The following is a 20,048-nucleotide window of genomic DNA, read 5'->3' as shown; positions in this document are numbered from 1 at the left end:
GCCGACCGGGCGGCGCGGGTCGCGGCGCGGGTCGCGGCGCGGGCGGGCGGGCAGGCAGGCAGGCAGGCAGGCGAAGGCTTCCCTACCCGTAGCGCGCGGCTCCCCCGTCCCGCGATACTTCCGCCACCTCACCAGCAACGGAAGGACTCTCGTGGCTACGTCTCACATGGCCGGGCGGCGGCTCGGGGCGCTCGGCGTCGCGCTGCTGCTCGGTGCCGCCGCGGCGCCCGCCACGGCGGCCGCCCCCGCCGACCGGACCACCGCGCCCACCGTCGAGGAGCGGCGCCTCGACCGGGCCGTGCCCCAGGAGATCCTGCGCCGCAGCGGGTTCGACGGGGTGGCGCCCGCGTTCGCACGGGGCCTTGAGCGCGCGCAGTCGTACGCGCGGGCCGAGCGTCTCGTCGTACGCCAGGGGCAGGCGCTGTGGCGGCGGGCCGTGGACCGGGCCCAGGGGCGCGGGCCGCTGTCCGGGGACCTGAGCCGGGACGACGACCGGCCGCTGTACTGGGCGCGCCTGGGGATGACGAAGGCGCTGCGGGCCTGGGAGCCCCGGGGGTTCACCCTGGACGACCGGCGGCGGAAGCGGCTGCTTGACCGGCTTGAGGTGTCCTCGCGGGGCCAGGACACCATCGCGTACCCGAAGGGGGCCGCGGGGCACCACGGGAAGCGGATGAAGCGGGTGCTCCTCACCGGCTTCGACCCGTTCACGCTGGACCGGGACATCCGCATCAGCAACCCGTCGGGGGCGTCCGCGCTCGCCCTGGACGGCGCGGTCATACGGACCGCCGCCGGGCCCGTGCGGATCGAGGCCGTCACGTTCCCGGTGCGCTGGACGGACTTCGCGGACGGCGTGGTGGAGCGGGCGCTGCGGCGGCAGTTGCCGCGGGTGGACCTGTTCACGACGGTCAGCCAGGGGCGGGTCGGCCGGTTCGACGTCGAGCGCACCAACGGCGCGTGGCGGGGCGGGTTCGGGGACAACGAGAACGTGTCGAGCACCGGGACCGTGCCGGTGGCCGATCCGGCCTCGCAGCCGCAGTGGACGTCGACGACACTGCCGTACGAGGCCATCGTGGGCGCCGGTACCGGGCGCTTCCCCGTGTACGACAACACGGCGGTGACCGAGGTCCCCGCGGGCGGGACGCAGCCCGTGGACCGGGCCGACGGGCCCACGCCCGGCTCCGCCGCGCGCAAGGGCGGCGGCGGGGACTACCTGTCCAACGAGATCGCCTACCGGGCCACGCTGCTGCGGGACCGGCTGGGGCTGCGGGACCGGCTGCCCGGGGGGCATGTGCACACGCCGGTGCTTCAGTTCGGGGCCGGTAACGGGGATCCGGGGAGCGGGGCGGTGACGGATCCGGAGTTCGTGCGGAACCGGGGGGACATCGTGCGGCAGGTGCGGCGGATCGTGGCGGTGGCGGTGGAGGCGGGTGCGGGTGCGGGTCCCTCGCGGGGCGCCCCAGTCCCGCCCCTTCACCGAAACTAGGGGCCAGCCCCTAGCACCCCGCGTCCATTGCCGCTTCGCGGCTCGTCCTCAAACGCCGGACGGGCTGAAACCGCGGGCCTGGGCTCGCTCACTCGCCAGCCGGGGCCTCCTCGTCCTCGCCCAGGAGGTCCCGGGTCATCAAAGTCGCCCCGGCCACCGCGCCCGGCATCAGGAAGACCGCGACGAACGGCACCAGGAACGCCACCGCGAGCGGTGCGCCGAAGCCCCAGGCGAGGGTCTTGCGGGCGCGCAGCAGGGCGAGCCGCTCCCGCAGGTGCACCCCGCGCCGCTGGAGGGCGACCGCGGTCAGCTCCTCGGTGAGGAAGAAGCCGGTGACGAGGAAGCCGAGGACGGGGATGACGGTCTGCCCCACCACGGGCAGGAACCCGAGCGCGAACAGCAGCACGCTCCACAGCGCGGCCCGCACCACGATCCGCAGGCTGTCCCGCGCGGAGATCCACAGGTCGCGCCAGAGCGGCAGGCCCGACTCGGGGGCCTCCCCGGCCACGGAGACGTCGACCCGCTCCGACAGGGACTCGTAGAACGGTTCGCCGATGAGCAGCGTCACCGCGGTGAAGCTGACCACGGACAGCAGCAGGGCGAGGGCGAACAGGAGCACCGTGAGGAAGCCGCGGAAGGCGCCCTGCCAGGGGTCGCCCCAGTCGTCGGCGAACGGCGTCGCCCAGGAGACGAGGTCGGCGCCCCACAGGGCCAGGCAGACCAGCGCGGCCGCGTAGAGCACCAGGGTGATGAGTCCGGGCAGCAGCCCCCACCCGTACTGCCCGCGGTGCTGGGCGACCCAGCGCTGCCCCTTCACCAGATAGCCGAAGCCCTGTCCTAGATCACGCATGCGGCACACCCTATCCGGGGGCCCGGGACGCCCCGTATGTGTCACATACGGGGCAACGCAGCACGCCCAGTGGATGAACACCCTCTTGTTGCGCACGTTTTCAGCCTGTAGACCTCCCCTATTGATCTCACGGCTCTCACAGCCGGTTCCCGGCACGGGTCCGGGCACCGGCTCAGGCAGGGGAGGTACGTATGGGGATGGCCCGGCCGTCAAGACCGGTGCTGCTGACCGCGTCGGCCGCCGCGGGCACGCTCCTGGTCACCGCGCTCAGCCCGGGCGGCGCGAGCGCGGAGCCCGCGCCCGCGCCGCGCCCGGCGGTCCGCGAGGCACCCCCGCTGGACGCGCCCGACAAGGCGGCGCGGGCCCCGGAGGGCGCCGCGCGGCGGGCGCTGGACGCGGTGCCGCCCGCGCTGGCGGGCGACAAGCGCGGCTATCCGCGGCAGCAGAAGCTCGACCTGGTTCCGGTGAACCCCGACGACAAGTCCCTGAAGCTGGGCCTGGTCCCGTACCACGGCATCGCGCCGCGGCTGAACGCGCTCCAGCGCCTCGGGGACCGCGTCAGCGTCGAACGGGCCGGGCGGTCGGCGGGCGGGCACGACCTGTACCTGGTGACGGTGACCGCGCCGGAGTCGGCGCGCGAGACCGCCCGGCAGGAGCGGATGCGGCGCCTCATCGAGAACGCGCCCGCGACCGCCGCGAAGGACAAGGCGCTCGCATCGGCGTACAAGGCGCCGGTGTTCATCAACAACAACATCCACGGCAACGAGTGGGAGGGCACGGACGCGGCCCTCAAGGTCATCGAGAAGCTGGCGAAGGCCAAGGACGACAGGACGCGGAAGCTGCTCGCGCGCCACCGCCTGTACTTCAACGTCACGATGAACCCCGACGGGCGCGTCGCGGGCACCCGCGAGAACGCCAACGGCTTCGACCTGAACCGGGACTTCATCACCGCCTCGCAGCCCGAGACGCGCGCGGTGCGGCAGATCGCCATCGACAAGCAGCCCACCGTGATGATCGACCTGCACGGCTATGTGAACGGCACGCTCATCGAGCCGACCACGCCGCCGCACGGCGAGAACTACGAGTACGACCTGTTCCTGAAGAACACCTACGCCAACGCCCTCGGCATGGAGAAGGCCGTCAACGGCCTCGGCTACACCGAGGCGAAGGACGGCGTGAAGCCCGCGGTCATCCCCTTCCGCGACCAGAAGGAGGGCTGGGACGACTGGCCGCCCATCTTCACGCCGCAGTACATGCCGTTCCACGGCGCGGTCGCCGCGCACACCATCGAGTTCCCGATGCAGGTGAACTACGAGGAGTACGACGCCCAGCCCGCCGCCGAGCTGCGCCGCAGGTCCGCCATCAACGTGGACATCGCGGGCGCGGCCATGACGGCGACCCTCGACTACGCGGCGAAGCACCGGCGGGCGCTGATCGCCGACCAGATCGAGGTGTTCCGCCGGGGCGCGGCGGGCGCCCGGCAGGTGCCGGTGTCGAAGGAGACGGTGCCGGGCGTGCCGGGCATCGGCCCGGAGGACGTGTACACCACCACGTTCCCACGGGCGTACGTCATCCCGGCGGGCGGGCGCGGGCAGCGGTCGGCGGCGGCCGCGTCCCGGCTCGTCGACCACCTGCTGGCCAACGACGTGCGGGTGCGGCGCGCCACCGACGGCTTCCGGCTCGGCGGCCGGTCGTACCCGAAGGGCTCGTACCTGGTGGACATGCGCCAGCCCAAGCGGGGCCTGGCCAATGTGATCCTCGCGGACGGGCGGGACATCAGCGGCAAGGTGTCGGCGATGTACGACATCTCCGGCTGGAGCCTCGCGAAGCTGTGGGGCGCGTCGGTGGACTCCGTGCGCTCGGGCAGCCCGGCGCGGGTGCCGTCGCGCGCGGTGGCCGCGGCGTCCCGGATCGCGTACGTCGCTCCGCGCGGTGACCTGCGGCTGCGGCTCGACGACCCGCGGGCGGTCGCCGCGGTGAACGCGCTGCTCGGCGACGGGGTGCGGGTGCGGGACGCCGGTGACGGCTCGGTGGTCGTGCCGGGTTCCGCGCGGCGGCTCGCGCGGAGCGTGGCCGCCGAGTACGACGTGGTGTTCTCGGCGACGACGGCGCGGGGCGGTGAGGTGCTGCGGCGCACGCGGGTCGCGGCCGCCGTGACGCCCGGCGAGCTGTTCGCGCTGCGGGAGATGAACTTCGACGTGGTGCCCGTGTCGACCAAGGTCCTCAACGACGGCTTCGACTGGGCGCGGGCCGATGTCCTCTTCGCCTCCTCCGGCCTCGACTACGGCAAGCTCGACGAGCGGGCCAAGGGGCGGCTCACCGCGTTCCTCTCGCGCGGGGGCGGGCTCGTGGGGCGCGGCGCCGTGGGCGCGGCGCTCAACTCCGCCGCCGGGCTGCTGAAGGTGACGGCCCATCAGGGCAACGGGGACGCCAACGGCGTGGTGCGGGTGCGGGACCGGCTGCGCGGGGGTGGCGGGGCGTTCAGCTTCGTCTACGCGCCGGTGTGGTTCACCGGGCTCGGGAGCGGGGTGCGGGTCGAGCAGTCGTACGGGGCCGGGAATCCGCTGGTCTCCGGGCACTGGCGGGCCGTTGACGGGCGGGGCGGGCCCGCGGACGCCGCCGGGCGCGCCGCCGTGGTGTCCGGCGACGCCGGGAAAGCGCGGGTGACGCTCTTCGGTACGGAGCCGTTGTTCCGGGCGCATCCGAAGGGGTTGTACGCGGGGGTGGCGCGAGCGCTTCTCGCTGTGCGCTAGCCCTCGCGGGGGGGCGCCCCGGCCTTCGGCCTCGCCCTCAAGCGCCGGACGGGCTCTACCCAGCCCGTCCGGCGCCTGCTCGGCCGGGTTACGCGACCTTCACGTCGACCTTGATGTTGCCGCGCGTGGCGTTGGAGTAGGGGCAGACCTGGTGGGCCTGCGCCACCAGGGCCTCCGCGGTGGCGGTGTCCACGTTCGGGATGGACGCGACGATCTCGACCTCAAGGCCGAAGCCGCCGTCGCCGTTGGGCCCGATGCCCACCTTCGCGGTGACCGTGGAGCCGGAGATGTCCGCCTTCTCGCGGCGGGCGACGACCCCGAGGGCACCCTGGAAGCACGCGCTGTACCCGGCGGCGAAGAGCTGCTCGGGGTTGGTGCCCGCGCCGCTGCCGCCCATCTCCTTCGGCGGGTTCACGACGACGTCGAGCTTCCCGTCGTCGGAGGCGACCCGCCCGTCGCGGCCGTTCTCCGCGGTGGCCACGGCGGTGTACTTGACGTCGATCTGCTGGATGGACATGGCTGTCGAATCCTCCTGGTGGATGCCGCCCCGCGCGCCCGCCGGAACAGCAGTAGTGGAATTACCTTACCGAATAGCGGAAGTTCCGGCTGTCCCTAGCCATCCCTAGCCACCCCTAGCCATCCCTAGCCGTCCAGGGAAACGACCATCTTGCCGGTGTTCTCGCCCCGCAGCATGCCGAGGAACGCGTCCACGCCACTCTCGATGCCGTGCGTGACCGTCTCGGCGTACTTCAGCTCGCCCGAGCGCACCCACCCGGCGACCTCGCGCACGAACTGCGGCTGAAGGTCCTCGTGGTCCGCGACGAGCATGCCCTGGAGGCGCAGGCGCTTGCCGATGATCATGGCCATGTTGCGCGGGCCGGGCGTCGGCTCCGTGTCGTTGTAGCCGGAGATCATGCCGCAGATCGTGGCGCGGCCGCCCACGTTCATGCGGCTGATGGCGGCCTCCAGGTGCTCCCCGCCGACGTTGTCGAAGTAGACGTCGACGCCGTCCGGGGCGGCCTCCTTCAGCTGCTCCACGACCGGCTTCTCGTCCTTGTAGTTGAACGCCGCGTCAAAGCCGTACTCCTCCACCAGGAGCTTCACCTTGTCGTCCGAGCCCGCCGAACCGACCACGCGGGAGGCGCCCTTGAGCCGGGCGATCTGGCCGACCTGGCTGCCCACGGCACCGGCGGCGCCGGAGACGAACACGGCGTCGCCCTCCTTGAACGAGGCGACCTCCAGCAGACCCGCGTACGCCGTCAGGCCCGGCATGCCGAGCACGCCCAGGTACGCCGAGAGCGGGGCCGCCTCCGGGTCCACCTTCGTCGCGGTCCGCGCCGACACCGACGCGTACTCGCGCCAGCCCGTGAAGTGCAGCACGTGGTCGCCGACCGCGAAGCCGTCGGCGTTCGACGCGACGACCACGCCGACCGCGCCGCCGTCCATGGGCTGGTCGAGCTGGAACGGCGGGATGTACGACTTCACGTCGTTCATCCGGCCGCGCATGTACGGGTCCACCGAGAAGTGCAGGTTCCGCACCAGGAGGCGGCCCTCCTCCGGGGCCTCGACCGGGACCTCGCGCAGGGCGAAGTCCTCCGGGACCGGCCAGCCGTGCGGTCGGCGCACGAGGTGCCACGCGCGACCGGTGGCGGGGAGCTGCTCGGGGGTGACGGACATGGGGGTGCCCTCCTCAGGCTTCGCTCTGGATGTTCCTGACGCTTCGGGTGCCCCGAATGCTTCAGGTTCTGAAATAAGCATGTGCATTGATATTTCATGTTGTCAAGTAAATGGGTAGGCTGGTGGGCATGGCCACCAGCAGTTCCCCCGCCGCGTCCCCCACGGACCCGCTGACGCTCGAGGTCGTCGAGCTGATCGGCACGGTCGTCGCGCGCTACTACGAGGAGTACGAGACCGCCGCGTGCGAGCACGCGCTGACCGGCGCGCAGGCGCGGGTGCTCGGGCTGCTCTCCCTGGAGCCGATGCCCATGCGGCGCATCGCGCAGAAGCTGAAGTGCGAGCCGTCCAACGTGACCGGCATCGTGGACCGCCTGGAGGCCCGGGGCCTCGTGGAGCGGCGGCCCGACCCCGACGACCGGCGCGTGAAGCTGGCGGCGCCCACGGAGGAGGGGCACGCCACCGCGCGGAGCCTGCGGGAGTCCCTGGGCTTCGCGCGTGAGCCGCTGGCTTCGCTGTCGCACGAGGAGCGGGTTGCCCTGCGGGGGCTGCTGCGGAGGATGCTCGGCACCGCGTAGCCGACCTCGCGGTCGGCCGGTCCTCTTCGGTTGGCGGTCCGTTTTCGCCTGCGGGTGCGTTGGGGCTGGGCGGTTGCCTGCGGGTGCGTTGGGGCTGGGCGCGCGGTTCCCCGCGCCCCTGCGGGCGCGCTTCCCTGGCCCCTAGGTGCACCACCACAGGAAGCGGTCGCAGGTTTCCGAGGGGGTTGGCTTCGGAGTGGGGGTCGTCGTCGTGGTCGGGGTGGGGGCCGGGCGGGGGCCGTCCCCGGGCGGGTCGTGGTGGGGGTGTGGGCGCTGGGTTCGGGGGCCGGGGCGGAGGGGTCCTCGGCGTGCGGGGCGCCGTCGGCGGGGGGCGTGCTCGGCTCCTTGGGGGTCTCCGTCCGCCGTTCGCGCTTTAGGCCCTTCTCCGCCCGTGACGCGGACGGGTACGCCGATGACGTCACCGGCTGCGCGGGGGCCGCCGCGTCGACCGCGTCCGGGGTGGGCTCGACGCTCTCCGCGGTGCCCCCTGCCACCTCGCCGTCCGGAGACGACGCCGACCTCGGGTGCCCGGACGACGAGGGCTCCGAGCCGAGTTCGGCCAGGCTCAGGCCGCCCGCGGCGAGGACGAGGCCCGTGGTGACCAGGAGGGCCCCGCGGCGCCCGCGGCGGTGCCGGGCCGCGCGGCGGACGCGTTCGCCGTGGTCGCCCCCCGGCTCCTCGCGGGCGTCGGTGACCGCCTCCTCGGGGGTCTCGGCCCGCGCGGCCAGCGACTCCCCGTACGCACGGCACGCCTCCGCCGAAGTGCCGCATCCGGGGCAGGCGAAGGCGCCGTTGAGGTGCCGCTGGCACGCGTGGCAGTAGTCCATGAGGCATGGAGGCTGAGGTGCCGCGCCGGTACCGGGGACGTTGAAGCCGTGAAGGTTGTGTGCGGAACTAAGGGGTCCGGTGGGTGGGCGGCCTCACGGGCGGGTCAGGCCGCCCCTGAGGCGTCGGGCGCGCAGGACCAGTTCCAGCTCGAAGCGGCGGTCCGGGTCGTCGATCTCGTCGCCCCACAGCTCCCGGATCTGCCGCAGCCGGTAGCGGACCGTCTGCGGGTGCACGCCGAGGCGGGCCGCGACCTCGGGGGCGCCGCCGCGGGTCTCCAGCCAGGCGAGCAGGGTCTCGGCGAGGCGGCGGCCGTGGGAGGGGCCGCAGTGGTCGAGGGGCGCGAGGCAGCGGCGGGTCAGGTCCTCGACCAGCTCCTCCGGCTGGAGCAGGACCAGCGCCTCGGTGTGCTCGGTGCAGTACAGGAGTTCACCGGAGGGCAGCAGGCCGCGCTCCATCAGGGCGACCGCGGCCTCGGCCCAGCGCAGCGACTTCGCGGCGTCGGCCAGCGGCACGGGCGGGCCGACGGCGCCCGACCAGCCGACCAGGGCACGGCGCAGCAGCTCGGGGCGGCCCGCGGCGTCGGGGTCCGGCACGACCATGCGGGGGCGCTCGGCCTCCAGGTCGAGCAGCACGTCCGGGCCGACCGCGGGGGCGACGGCCTCGCGCGCCGGGCGCAGCAGCACGCCGACGGCGACCCGCTCGGGCAGCTGCCAGCCCGCCCGCGCGGCCCGCTCGTCGACGCCGCCGTCCGGGCCGAGCACGGCGGGCGCGCCCGGCTCCGGGCGGCCGTCGGCGAGCAGCGACTCCATCAACTTGCGTTGCAGTCGCAGACGTTCACCGGCCTGCCGGGCGGCGGCCTCGGCGTAGCCGCGCACGGACTGGTCGACGAGTCCGTCCAGGTACTCGAAGCCCGCCTCGGCCAGTTCGTACATCGCGGGCGGCGGGATCTCGGTCTGCTGGCCGATCTCGGCGAGGCGCCGCCAGGCGAGCCGCACGCCGAGCCGGTAGATGGCCTGGAGCGAGTCGAGGCTGCGGCCCTCCAGGCCCTCGCCGCGGCCGAACTCCTGGAAGACCTCGGGGTGGTAGCGCGGCCGGTCGGCGGTGCCGAGCTGCTGGACGAAGCCTTCGAGGGCGCGGCGGATGCCGATGAGCGCCATCGGCTCGCCGGACTCGTCGAGGACCACGGGCAGGCCCGGGTACTCGGCGCGGATCTCGCGCAGGATGTCCTGGGCGAGCGCGGGCACCTCCTCAAGAGCCAGCGCGGCGAACCTCCGCATCTGCAAAGCCGGTACATCGCGCCAGGCCGAGTGGCCGGACGGCCGGGGCCCCTCGGGTGCGGTGGCGCGTCTGCCCCCGGCCGCGGCGGGGCGCGACCCCTCGGACACGGCGGTGAGGTCGCTCACTGGTCGCCCTGGGGCGCTTCGTAGTGCACCAGCGGCCGGTTCGGCTGGTCGGGCGTGGCGTTCAGCAGGGCGACGATCCCGAAGGCGGCGCCCACGGCGAGGGCCGCGGCGACGGCGACGGTGAGGGTCGCGGCAAGCAGTCGGTGCATACAGGGTCAGCCTCTCTGGAAGGAGGTCCGTCCCCACCCCGATCACGCGCTGTCCGGTCACGCACGGTCGCTGCACGGTCGATAACCGGCCCCCCGCCGGCCCCGTCCGGCGCGTGCCCAGTGTCAACAATCCATTGACACTGCGTCAAGGGTCCGCCTAGCGTTCCCGGCCCATACGGAGCAGTAACTCCACGGCAACAGCACCGCAGCAATTCGGGCAACTCCACTGTGACAGCGCCGCAATACGCCGATAACTCACCAGTAGTGCTTCAGAGTTGAGCCATCGGCACACGCGCGGCTCGGTGTGGTTCGCCCTCGTACCACCGTCCCTTTCGATCGCCTCACCGCAGGAGCGCCGGATGACGCGACGCACAGCCTCGCCCTGGTCCCTCGTCCTTCTCGGCATCGGCGCCTTTCTGCTGGTCCTGGCCCCGATGCTGGCCTGGTACGTCGAGCCGCGCGCCAAGCGCACGCCCATCGACGTGGACCAGATCACCGTCTTCAAGGGCACCGGCAGCTATTTCGACACCGAAAAGATCAAGACAGTCAAGGGCCAGAACCTGACCATCACCCGCCAGGTGCGCGGCGACGTCGCCGACAGCGAGAAGTCGGGCAACGCCGTCTGGGACGTGGTGACCTCCGTCGACCCCGACAAGTCGCTGCCCGCCGCCGACCCGCACGACGCGCTCCAGTGGACCCAGGAGCGCTGGGTGACGAACCGGAAGACCAACCGGCCCGTGCACTGCTGCGGCGAGAAGCCGTACTTCGAGGGCGAGGCCTATCTGAAGTTCCCCTTCGGCGTCCAGGAGCGCACCTACCTGTGGTGGGACAGCACCCTCGGCGACGTCGTACCGCTGAGGTTCGTCAAGCGGCAGAAGGTCCAGGGCTACGAAGGGCTGCTGTTCCGCGGCGAGGTCGCGGCCACCAAGACCGGCACCCGGCAGGTGCCGGGCCGCCTGGTCGGGCTGCGCGACCGCCCCCAGGTCATGGCCGAGGAGTGGTACGCCAACCACCGCATCGAACTGGTCGCCGACCAGCGCACCGGCCGGATCATCTACGCCGCCATCGGGCCGCGCAAGACGCTGCGGGCCCCCGGCGGCAAGAAGGACCGCACCGTACTGCTCGACAGCGAGCGCATCGCGTTCACCGAGAAGACCCAGCGCGCCCAGGTCGACCTCGCCAAGGACGACAGCTCCCGGCTGAAACTCGTGGGCGAGACGCTGCCGCTCGTGGCACTCGTGGTCGGCGGGGCCCTGGCGCTCGTCGGCGGCGCGTTCGTCGTACGGGGCCGCGACGCGGACGCCAGGGGCCCGCACGGACCCGGCGACACCCCGGAGCCGAACCGTCCGCATTCCGGGACGCCCCCAACATCCCTGCAACCCACCACGAAGTGATGAGACGTCAGCGCCAAGAAGGCCGGAAATTGTCACCCGCGTGAGTAGCCGCGCCGGTAGGTGCGGCGAAAACTAACCAGTCCGTCCACACCTCAACCGTCCCCAGCCACACCCCACCCGGGCCCACCCCGGGCCCACCCCGGACCCGCCCCGGTGGATCCCGCGCTTCCCCCGCACCACGGCTCGTCCGGCCGGTTCCCCGACCGGCCCCCCTCGTTCCGCCCCCACGCACCGTCCGGAATCAGCACCACGGCACCACGGCACCACGCACCACCCATCCGAAGTCCCCCCACGGTTCCGCACCCCGAGACGAGTTGGAGCGCCCATGCCCCAGCACGTGCCGTCGTCGCTGCGCCCGGCCGTACCGCGGTCCGCGCGGCCTCATCCGGCGCTCCCCCCACAGCCGCGCCGGATCGCCTTCCTCGCCCGCCGCGACCTCGCCAACCCGGCGGCGGGCGGGTCCGAACTCCTCGTCGACCAGCTCGCCGACGGGCTCACCCGGCAGGGCCACCAGGTCACGCTGCTGTGCGGCGGGCCCGCCGCGTACCGCGACTACCGCGTGGTGTCCGCGGGCGGCGACCTGGGCCACTACCTGCGCGCCCGGTCCGCCTTCACCCGCCAGGTCGGCGACTGCGACCTCCTGGTCGAGGTGTGCAACGGCATGCCGTACCTGGCGCCGCTGTGGCACCGCGGCCCCACCCTGTGCCTGGTCAACCACGTCCACACCGAGCTGTGGTCGATGCGCTTCCCGGGGCCGCTCGCCCCGGCCGCCCGGCTCGGCAGGCGGCTCGAACACTGGTCGCTGTCCGCCGCCCAGCGCGGCAACCTGCTCGTGGCGGTGTCGCCGTCCACGGCCCAGGCGCTGCGCGACCTGGGCGTCGACCCCGAGCGCATCCGCGTGGTGCACAACGGCGTGGCCGAGCCGGGCCCGCTGGCCGACCGCAGCGACGAGCCGCTGTTCCTCGCCATGGGCAGGCTCGTCGAGTACAAGCGCGTGGACCTGCTGCTCAGGCTGTGGGAGCGGGTCCGCCCGGTCACCGGCGGGCAGCTCGTCATCGTCGGCGACGGCCCCGAACGCGACCGCCTCGAGCGCATGGCGGGCCCCGGCGTGCGGTTCACCGGGCACGTCTCCGAGGCCGAGAAGCACCGCCTGCTGTGCTCCGCCTGGCTGCTCCTGCACCCCTCGGCCGTCGAGGGCTGGGGCCTGGTCATCACCGAGGCCGCCGCCCGCGGCACGCCCGCGATCGGCTTCGACGTGCCCGGCGTGCGGGACTCCGTCGAGGACGGCGTCACCGGGCTGCTCGCCCGCGGCGAGAGCTCCTTCGCCGCCGCCTGGTGCACCCTCGCCCTCAGCGCCGAGCGCAGGCGCGCCTTCGGCAAGGCCGCCGCCGAGCGCGCCGCCCACTACCGCTGGGCCAACACCGTCCGCCAGTTCGGGGCGGTGGCCGCCGAGGCGGTCGCCGCGCACGAGCCACGCCCCGCCAAGAGGCCCAGGTGCGCCAGGTGAAAGACCCCTCGCTGCGCCGCTCCGTCACGCTCTTCCGGGCCTTCCTGCGCGAGCAGCGGGAGCCGGAGCGGTGCTACACCCTGCTCGCCCGCGACGCCGCCGACCAGGTCGAACGCCATCTGCCCGTCAGGGGCCGGGTGGTCGTCGACGTGGGCGGCGGCGCCGGGTACTTCACCGAGGAGTTCCGCAGGCGCGGCGCGCAGGCCTACCTCTTCGAGCCGGACCTCGCGGAGCTGGGCGCGCACGGCGGGAAGCCGCCGGAGGGCTCGGTCCTCGCCGACGGCTATCTGCTGCCGCTGGCGACCGGCGCCGCCGACGTGACGTTCTCCTCGAACGTCCTGGAGCACGTCGCCGACCCCGAGACCTTCCTCAGCGAGCTGGTGCGCGTGACCCGCCCCGGCGGCCTGATCTACGTGGCGTTCACCAACTGGCTCTCCCCGTGGGGCGGCCACGAGTGGGCGCCCTGGCACTACCTGGGCGCCGAGCGCGCCCGCGCCCGCTACGAGCGGCGCACCGGCAGACCCGCCAAGCACCGGCTCGGCGACAACCTCTTCGCGCACCACGTCGGCCCCACGCTCAGACAGGTGCGGGCGCGCGACGACGTCACGGTCGTCTCCGCGCGCTCGCGCTACTGGCCCTTCCTCGCCGAGTCGGTGGCGAGGGTGCCGGGCGTGCGCGAGTTCGCTACCTGGAACCTCCTCCTCATCCTCAGGCGGTGTCCATGACCACGACGGTCCAGGCTCCTCCCCCGGCGGCCCACCAGCCCACGGCGCGCCCGCCCGAACCCGCACGCGGGCCGCGCTCCTGGCGCTGGCCCGTCGGATTCTGGGCCGTGGTGTTCGTCTGCTTCCTGGCCGTGAAACCGGGGCGGATGACGTTCGACACCAAGCTCGGTGTCGCCGTCGATCCGTGGCAGTTCCTCTCCGACCTGGGCCAGTTGTGGCACGACCGGGGCGGCTTCGGCGGGCTCCAGGACCAGTACGTCGGCTACGCGTTCCCGATGCTGCCGTACTACGCCCTCACCGATCTGCTCCAGATACCGGTGTGGCTCGCCGAGCGCCTGTGGTTCTCGCTGATCGTGGCGGCGGCCTTCTGGGGCGCGCTGCGGCTCGCCGAGCGCCTGGGCGTCGGCAGCCGCGCCACCCGGCCGCTCGGCGCGGTGGTGTACGCGCTGTGGCCGACGTTCACCGTCGTCATCGGGTCGACGTCGGCGGCGGCGCTGCCCGGCGCGGTCCTGCCGTGGGTGCTGCTTCCGCTGACCAACGACCGCGTCACCGCGCGGATCGCGGCGTTCCGCTCGGCGCTCGTCATTCCGTTCATGGGCGGCGTGAACGCGGCGTCCACGCTGGCCTCGCTGCTGCCGGTCGCCCTGTACCTGCTGTCCCGGCCGAACGGTCCGCGCAAGCGCAAGCTGATCACCTGGTGGGTGCCGGGCGTCATCCTGGCCACCGCCTGGTGGGTGGTGCCGCTGCTGCTGCTCGGCATCTACGGCGAGAACTTCCTGCCGTACGTGGAGAACGCGGCCACCACCACCGGCACCATGTCGGCCACCGAGGCGCTGCGCGGCGCCGGGAACTGGGTGGCGTACCTGCACTTCGGCGAGGCCTGGCTGCCCGCGGGCTGGACCGTCGCGACGTCCGTGGTCACCATCGTGTGCTCGGCGCTCGCCGCCGGGCTCGGCCTCGCCGGGCTCGCCCGGCGCGACCTGCCGGAGCGGCGCTGGCTGGTGCTCACGGTGCTCACGGTCGCGCTGCTCACCCTCGCCGGGTACGGGGGCGCCTTCGGGGCGCCATTCCACGGCACCGTGCAGGACTGGCTGAACGGCTGGTTCGTGCCGTTCCGCAACATCTACAAGTTCCAGACCGGGCTCGCCCTGGCGCTCGCCCTCGGGCTCACCCACCTCGCGGGCGTGGCGGGGGTCGCCCGCGGCGCGCGGGCGGTGCGCGGGCGGCGGTACGCGCCGCTGGTGTGCGCGCTCCTGGTGCTGCCGGGCCTGGCCTGGCCGTACCTCAACGGCTCGATCCTGCAGCCAGGTTCGTTCCGCAAGCTGCCGACCTACTGGCAGGCCACCGCGGACTGGCTGGAGAAGTACTCGCCGGACTCGCGCGCCCTGGTGGTGCCCGCGACCGCGCACGGCATCCACACCTGGGGCTCCACCATCGACCAGCCCCTGGACGTGCTCGCCGACTCCCGCTGGGCGCAGCGCGACTACGTGCCGTTCGGCACGCCCGGCAACCGGCGCGCCATGGACGCCGTCGAGCAGGCCCTGATGACCGGCACCGAGGTGCCGGGCCTGCGCGACTACCTGACCCGCGCCGGGCTGTACTACGTCGTCGTACGCAACGACCTCGACCCGGACCAGGTGGGCGCCGTGCCCACGGCGACCGTCAAGCGCACCCTGGAGCAGTCCGGCTACACCCGCGTCACCGGCTTCGGCCCGACCGAGACCGGCGGCCGCATCGAGAACGACACGCCCGTGCAGGTCGAGGGCCTCTACCCGCGCCACCGCGCCGTGGAGATCTACTCGCCCGGCAAGAAGGCGCAGCGGCCCGGGCAGGCCGCCCTGAAGCCGGTGTCCAACACGGCCGTCGTCAGCGGCGGCCCGGAGGCGCTGCTTCCGCTGTCCGCGGACCCGACGCTGCGCGACCGGCCCGTCGTCCTCACCGGCGACAACCACCCGGGCCTCGGCTCGCCGCCGGGGCTCCAGGCGGTCGGCGACGGCCTCAGGCGCGCCGACACCCGCTTCGGCCTGGTCAACACCAACACCTCGTACACGTACACGCGGAACGAGAAGAACGCGCCCGACGCCACCCAGGACCCGGGGAAGAAGCCGCACCAGATCCTGCCCACCAAGGGCGTCGAGCACCAGACGACGGCCGAGCTGCGCGGCGCGAAGTCCGTGACCGCCTCCAGCTACGGCAACTGGCTGTTCCACCTGCCGCAGTACGACCCGGTGAACGCCTTCGACGGCAATCCGGAGACCGCCTGGACCGAGGGCGACCCGGACGGCCCCGAGGACCAGTGGATCAAGGCGGAGTTCCGCGAGCGCACCGCGATCCCCCGCTCGTTCAAGGTGACGCCGCTGCCGCAGAACGGCGTGCGCCCCGCGCCGACGAAGGTCCGCGTGGAGACCGAACAGGGCGAGGCCGTCAGCTACTTGAAGCCCAACGGCACCACCCAGCGCGTCACCGCCAAGCCCGGCGACTCCTCCTGGGTGAAGCTGACCATCCTGGAGGCGGAGAAGGGCCGCCGCGGCCTGACGGGCGCCGGGTTCGCCGAGATCAGCATCCCCAAGGTGCGGGTCACCAAGCTGCTGCGGATGCCCGCCGACGTGCGGGGCACCGACGGCGCCGACGCCGACGCCACGACGTACTCCATGCACCGCTCGGCCGACCCGAGCGGCCTGTCACCGGTCACGAAGGAGTCCGGTCTGCACCGCCGCTTCACCACCACCGGTGACGGCCGGTACGACGTGTCGATGCGGGCCGTGGCCGTGCCGGGCGGCGCGCTCGACGAGCTGCTGTACGAGGTGGCGCCCAGGCAGCGGAACCGGATCTTCGCCAGCGCCAGCTCCACGTCCGACCTCGGCACCGGCCTGTCCGCGCGCAACCTCACCGACGGCGACCTGACGACCGCGTGGATCGCGGGCGCCGGGGACCGGCCGATGATCCACCTGCGCTGGACCGGGCCGAAGGTGCCCGTCGGCGAGGTCGTACTGCCCGCCGCGGGCGGCCTGTCCACACGGCCCGAGAAGATCGAGATCAGCTCCCCGGACGGCGCGGCCACCGCCGGGGTCGACGAGAACGGCGTGGCCCGCTTCGAGCCCATCACCACCAACCGGCTCGACATCACCATCACCAGGACCGCCGAGCTGACCCTGCACAACCCGGTGGCCGACGACAAGCTGCGCCTGCCGGTGGGCCTCACCGAGGCGTACGTCCCGGCGCTCGACGCGTTCCGCACCAAGCAGCCCGCGCCGGGCCGCGCCTTCTCGCTGGCCTGCGGCGAGGGCCCGGTGGTGTCGGTGGACGGCAAGCTGTACCCGACGGCCGCCAAGGGCACCGTGCGGGACCTGGTGCAGCGGCGGCCCGTCGACGTGACGCTGTGCGAGCGCGGCGAGCGGCGCCCGAAGCCGCTGTCGGGGATCGACCTCGGCGCCGGGGAGCACCGCGTGGAGGCCGGTGACGCCGGGCCGCTGGCGCTCACCGACGTCACGCTGACCCGCGGCACCCCCGGCGACCTGGACACCACGGCGCGCGACCTGCGGATCAACGACTGGCGCGGCGACCGGCGCGAGGCCACCGTCGGCGACGGCGCCGCCGCGTACTTCACCACGTACGAGAACGTCAACGACGGCTGGAAGGCCACCCTCGACGGCAAGGAGCTGCGCGAGGTGCGGCTCGACGGCTGGCAGCAGGGCTGGCTGATCCCGGCGGGCGAGGGCGGCACGCTCAAGCTGACCTACGAGCCGTCCACGGCGTACGAGGCCGGGCTCATCGGCGGTGGCGCGGGCGTCCTCGCGCTGCTGGTCCTAGTGTTCGTGCGGCGCCGCGAGCCGAACCCGGACGGGCCCGCCGTGGCTCCGCCCGGGCCCGGCCCGGTGCTCGGCACGGTGGCCCTGACGGCGGTGGCCGTGGTGATCGCGGGCTGGTTCGCGCTCCTGGTGCCCGCGCTCGCGCTGATCGCCTGGCGGCGGCACGCGCTGCTCGTGCCGATCGCGTTCCTCGCCCTCGCCGGGGCGGGCGTCGCGGCGGCGACCGGCGCCGGGGAGACGGTGCGGGCGGACGAGGGGGCGTTCGGGCACGCGGCCCAACTCCTCGCGTTCATCGGGCTGTTCGCGGCGCTGGTGTCGGTGCGCGGGGCCGCGTCCGCGGCGCCGGGCGGGGCCGGTGGGGCGGCCGCGCCGCCGTATCCGCCGGGTGGCTCCCCCGACGCGGGCTCCCCCGGCGCGCCGCCGCCGCTGCCGCAGCGCAGACGCGTCGACGACGGGCCGGATACGGGGCAGGGGTCCGGGCAGGAGCGGGGGCAGGGCACGGCGTCCGCCGGGCCCGCGCCGGGCGGCGCGCCGTCGCCGCACGGCGAGACCCCGCCCCCGTACGTGGCCGGACCGACCCTGTCGGCCCGCGGCCCCGACCCGCTGCGCCCCGACCCGCTGCGCAAGGAACCGACCACCGACACCGGCGCCGACACCGGCACCCGCGCCGACTCCGGCATCGACGACACGCGAGAGGACCGGTCATGACCGCGTTGGAGAACCCGGCGCACTCGACGGGCCCCGCCCGGCGCGCCGCCGGGCCCCGCCGCGTGCCGTTCCCCGTCGTCGACGAGGTGTCCCGGCACTGCCTCCAGGAGGAGGAGCCGGAGACCGTCCACATCGAGGTGCACCTGCCGGGCAGGCCGGACGCGGACCGGCTGCGGGCCGCGTTCGGCGAGGCGCTGCGGCGGCACGCGCGGATCCTGATGCGGGAGGCGCGCGGGCCCTGGTACCGGCGGCGCTACGAGTGGGAGCTGACCGAGCGGCCCGACGTGGACGTGGTGTCCTTCCCGCGGCCCGAGCCGGACGCGCTGGAGCGGGCCCGGGAGCGCGCCCTGAGCGACGCGCCGCCGCTGACCGCGTCCCCGCCGGTCCGCCTGGAGGTCGTCGCCGCCGACGCGGCGGCCGGGGGCGGCGCGGTGGACGGCTGCCGCACGGTGCTGTTCCTCACCATCAACCACACCGCCCTGGACGGGCCCGCGTGCCTGCGGGTCCTCGCGACCGCCGCCGAGCTGTACGGCGGCCGCGACAACGCCCCGGCGGCGCCCCCCACCCGGACCACGGACACCGCGACCGCCTCCCCCACGGACCTCCCCTCCCCGTGGGCGGCCCCCGCCCGCGTCGCCCACGGCACCCCCGAGCCCTCCCCGGCAACGGCATGCTGGTCGCCGAACTGCCCGTGCCGCGCCGCCCCAAGGGCGCGCCGTTCACCGTCAACGACCAGCTCATGGTCGCCACCGCGCTGATGATCGCCCACTGGAACCGCGAACACGGCGCCCGGCCGCGCCCGTTGCGCATCACCATGCCCGTCGACGACCGCCCGCGCGACATGACGATGCCCATCGGCAACGGCACCCGCCTCGTCGAAGTCCCCTTCGCCGCCGCCGAGTTGACGCCGCTGCTGGACTCAGGCCCGCGCCCGGGGGACATCCACGCGCTGCTGCGCCGCACCTCCGACCGCACCCGCGCCCTCAAAGCCCTGTCCCGGCCGCAGCTCGGCCACGGCGCCACCCTGCTCACCGCGCCGGTCCTGCCCGTCACCGTGCGGGCGGCCGTGACCCGGGCCCTGCGCCGGGCCGCCGCGCCGTGGACGTCGACGACGCTGCTCAGCAACATCGGCCGGGTGCCGTACGCGCTCGACTTCGGAGACGCCGGGCAGGCGCGCGCCGTGTGGTTCTCCGCGCCCGCCCGCATGCCGCGCGGCCTGACCGTGACCACCGCGTCCACCGCGGGCCGTCTGCACCTGGCGCTGCGCTGGTCGAAGGCGCTGCTCAGCCAGGGCGACGGCGCCCGCCTGCGGGACCTCTTCGAGCACTATCTGCACGCCACGCAGGAGACTCAGGAGTCCAAGGGAGCCCAGGAGACCGACCGGAAGCGGAAGGCCGAGGGGAAGGGCGGCGGCTCATGACGACCGGCACGACCTCCGATACCGGCACGGCCTCCCGTACCGGACCGCACCGCCCGCGCGGCCTGCGGGACTTCTACGAGAACCCCGACGTGCCGGTCGCCTCGGGGGACGCGCGCAGCCTGCGCCAGGCGCGCATGCTGGCCGCCGCCCTCGGGCCCGCGGCCGGGGAGCCCGGCGTCGTCCTCGACGTCGGCTGCGGCGACGGCAGCGCCGCCCGCGTGGCCGCGCCGCTGCTCGCCGGGCACCGCGTCATCGGCGTCGACTGGTCCCAGGACGCGCTGCGCCGGGCCCGGGGCCACCTGCCGCACGTCGTACGCGGCGAACTCAGCGACGGCGGCCTGCCGTTCGCGGACGGCTCCGCCGACGCCGTCCTGTTCAGCGAGGTCATCGAGCACCTCGTGGACCCCGACAGCGCCCTCGACGAGCTGCGCCGCGTGCTGCGGCCCGGCGGGCACCTGATGCTGTCCACGCCCAACCTCGCCGCCTGGTACAACCGCGGGCTGCTGCTCGCCGGGGTGCAGCCGGTGTTCTCCGAGGTCAGCCTGCGCGGCATCCACGGCCGCCCCGGCAAGGAGGTCGTGGGGCACCTGCGCCTGTACACCGCCCGCGCGCTGCGCGCGTTCGTGACCGCGTCCGGCTTCCGCGTGGTACGCGTGGCGGGGGCGCCCTTCCACGGCGTGCCGCGCCCGCTGCGCGCCCTGGACCGGCTCGCCTGCGCCGCACCGAGCGCCGCCTCCATCCTGCTGCTCCACGCCCGGAAGGCGTAG

The 20,048-nt window shown here is 74.2% G+C and carries 13 protein-coding genes and 2 pseudogenes; 9 read left to right on the top strand and 6 right to left on the bottom strand.

The features are described from left to right. The first annotated feature begins 166 nt into the window (after positions 1 to 166). Positions 167 to 1,483, top strand: coding sequence for a pyroglutamyl peptidase (locus ACOBQU_RS27160; protein ID WP_423634739.1), 1,317 nt, complete (start codon positions 167 to 169; stop codon positions 1,481 to 1,483). A gap of 88 nt (positions 1,484 to 1,571) precedes the next feature. Here ACOBQU_RS27160 and ACOBQU_RS27155 read toward each other — a convergent pair whose 3' ends face one another. Continuing rightward, complete coding sequence (locus ACOBQU_RS27155) at positions 1,572 to 2,333, bottom strand: EI24 domain-containing protein (protein WP_423630409.1); 762 nt, start codon at positions 2,331 to 2,333, stop codon at positions 1,572 to 1,574. A 191-nt stretch (positions 2,334 to 2,524) separates the two neighbouring features. Between ACOBQU_RS27155 and ACOBQU_RS27150 the strand changes: the two genes are divergently transcribed. After that, positions 2,525 to 5,086 (top strand): M14 family zinc carboxypeptidase, encoded by a 2,562-nt coding sequence (locus ACOBQU_RS27150; RefSeq protein ID WP_423630407.1) that lies wholly within the window; start codon positions 2,525 to 2,527, stop codon positions 5,084 to 5,086. An 88-nt stretch (positions 5,087 to 5,174) separates the two neighbouring features. On the opposite strand, the gene ACOBQU_RS27145 is transcribed toward ACOBQU_RS27150, so the two are convergent. Both ACOBQU_RS27145 and ACOBQU_RS27140 read right to left on the bottom strand, forming a co-directional pair. Beyond that, the gene (locus ACOBQU_RS27145) at positions 5,175 to 5,603 is read right to left on the bottom strand and encodes an organic hydroperoxide resistance protein (RefSeq protein ID WP_423630405.1); all 429 of its coding nucleotides are present in this window, start codon (positions 5,601 to 5,603) and stop codon (positions 5,175 to 5,177) included. Positions 5,604 to 5,728: 125 nt separating this feature from the next. Then, positions 5,729 to 6,763 (bottom strand): NADP-dependent oxidoreductase, encoded by a 1,035-nt coding sequence (locus tag ACOBQU_RS27140; RefSeq protein ID WP_423630403.1) that lies wholly within the window; start codon positions 6,761 to 6,763, stop codon positions 5,729 to 5,731. A gap of 110 nt (positions 6,764 to 6,873) precedes the next feature. Between ACOBQU_RS27140 and ACOBQU_RS27135 the strand changes: the two genes are divergently transcribed. After that, positions 6,874 to 7,338 (top strand): MarR family winged helix-turn-helix transcriptional regulator, encoded by a 465-nt coding sequence (locus tag ACOBQU_RS27135; protein ID WP_423630401.1) that lies wholly within the window; start codon positions 6,874 to 6,876, stop codon positions 7,336 to 7,338. Between the two features lie 752 nt (positions 7,339 to 8,090). Here the strand turns inward: ACOBQU_RS27135 and ACOBQU_RS27130 are convergent. The 3 genes and pseudogenes from ACOBQU_RS27130 to ACOBQU_RS27120 all read right to left on the bottom strand — a co-directional run. Next, positions 8,091 to 8,165: pseudogene (locus tag ACOBQU_RS27130) on the bottom strand (SCO2400 family protein); the annotation flags it as partial. A 93-nt stretch (positions 8,166 to 8,258) separates the two neighbouring features. Further along, entirely contained in the window at positions 8,259 to 9,443 is a 1,185-nt protein-coding gene (locus ACOBQU_RS27125) for a helix-turn-helix domain-containing protein (protein ID WP_423630399.1), read from the bottom strand. A 122-nt stretch (positions 9,444 to 9,565) separates the two neighbouring features. Continuing rightward, the gene (locus ACOBQU_RS27120) at positions 9,566 to 9,718 is read right to left on the bottom strand and encodes a hypothetical protein (RefSeq protein WP_423630398.1); all 153 of its coding nucleotides are present in this window, start codon (positions 9,716 to 9,718) and stop codon (positions 9,566 to 9,568) included. 359 nt (positions 9,719 to 10,077) lie between these two features. Between ACOBQU_RS27120 and ACOBQU_RS27115 the strand changes: the two genes are divergently transcribed. The 6 genes and pseudogenes from ACOBQU_RS27115 (at position 10,078) to ACOBQU_RS27090 (ending at position 20,048) form a co-directional block, all read left to right on the top strand. Continuing rightward, positions 10,078 to 11,112, top strand: a complete 1,035-nt coding sequence (locus ACOBQU_RS27115; protein WP_423630396.1) for a DUF3068 domain-containing protein — start codon at positions 10,078 to 10,080, stop codon at positions 11,110 to 11,112. Between the two features lie 325 nt (positions 11,113 to 11,437). Further along, positions 11,438 to 12,619 carry a glycosyltransferase family 4 protein gene (locus ACOBQU_RS27110; RefSeq protein ID WP_423630394.1) on the top strand — a complete coding sequence of 394 codons (1,182 nt, stop codon included), beginning with the start codon at positions 11,438 to 11,440 and terminating at the stop codon, positions 12,617 to 12,619. Further along, a complete protein-coding gene (locus ACOBQU_RS27105) occupies positions 12,616 to 13,344 on the top strand; it encodes a class I SAM-dependent methyltransferase (protein WP_423630392.1) in 729 nt (242 codons plus the stop codon). Before ACOBQU_RS27110 ends, ACOBQU_RS27105 begins: the two co-directional genes overlap by 4 nt. Continuing rightward, positions 13,341 to 17,861 carry a DUF3367 domain-containing protein gene (locus ACOBQU_RS27100; RefSeq protein ID WP_423630390.1) on the top strand — a complete coding sequence of 1,507 codons (4,521 nt, stop codon included), beginning with the start codon at positions 13,341 to 13,343 and terminating at the stop codon, positions 17,859 to 17,861. Before ACOBQU_RS27105 ends, ACOBQU_RS27100 begins: the two co-directional genes overlap by 4 nt. Continuing rightward, positions 17,858 to 19,281, top strand: a pseudogene (locus ACOBQU_RS27095) (condensation protein). Before ACOBQU_RS27100 ends, ACOBQU_RS27095 begins: the two are co-directional and overlap by 4 nt. Further along, positions 19,278 to 20,048 carry a class I SAM-dependent methyltransferase gene (locus ACOBQU_RS27090; protein ID WP_423630388.1) on the top strand — a complete coding sequence of 257 codons (771 nt, stop codon included), beginning with the start codon at positions 19,278 to 19,280 and terminating at the stop codon, positions 20,046 to 20,048. The pseudogene ACOBQU_RS27095 and the gene ACOBQU_RS27090 overlap by 4 nt, the downstream one beginning before the upstream one ends.

This window comes from Streptomyces sp. G45 (assembly GCF_049542095.1).
Lineage (GTDB): Bacteria > Actinomycetota > Actinomycetes > Streptomycetales > Streptomycetaceae > Streptomyces.
Note: the sequence above shows the minus strand (reverse complement) of the source record. Positions and strands in the feature narration are given on the sequence as shown.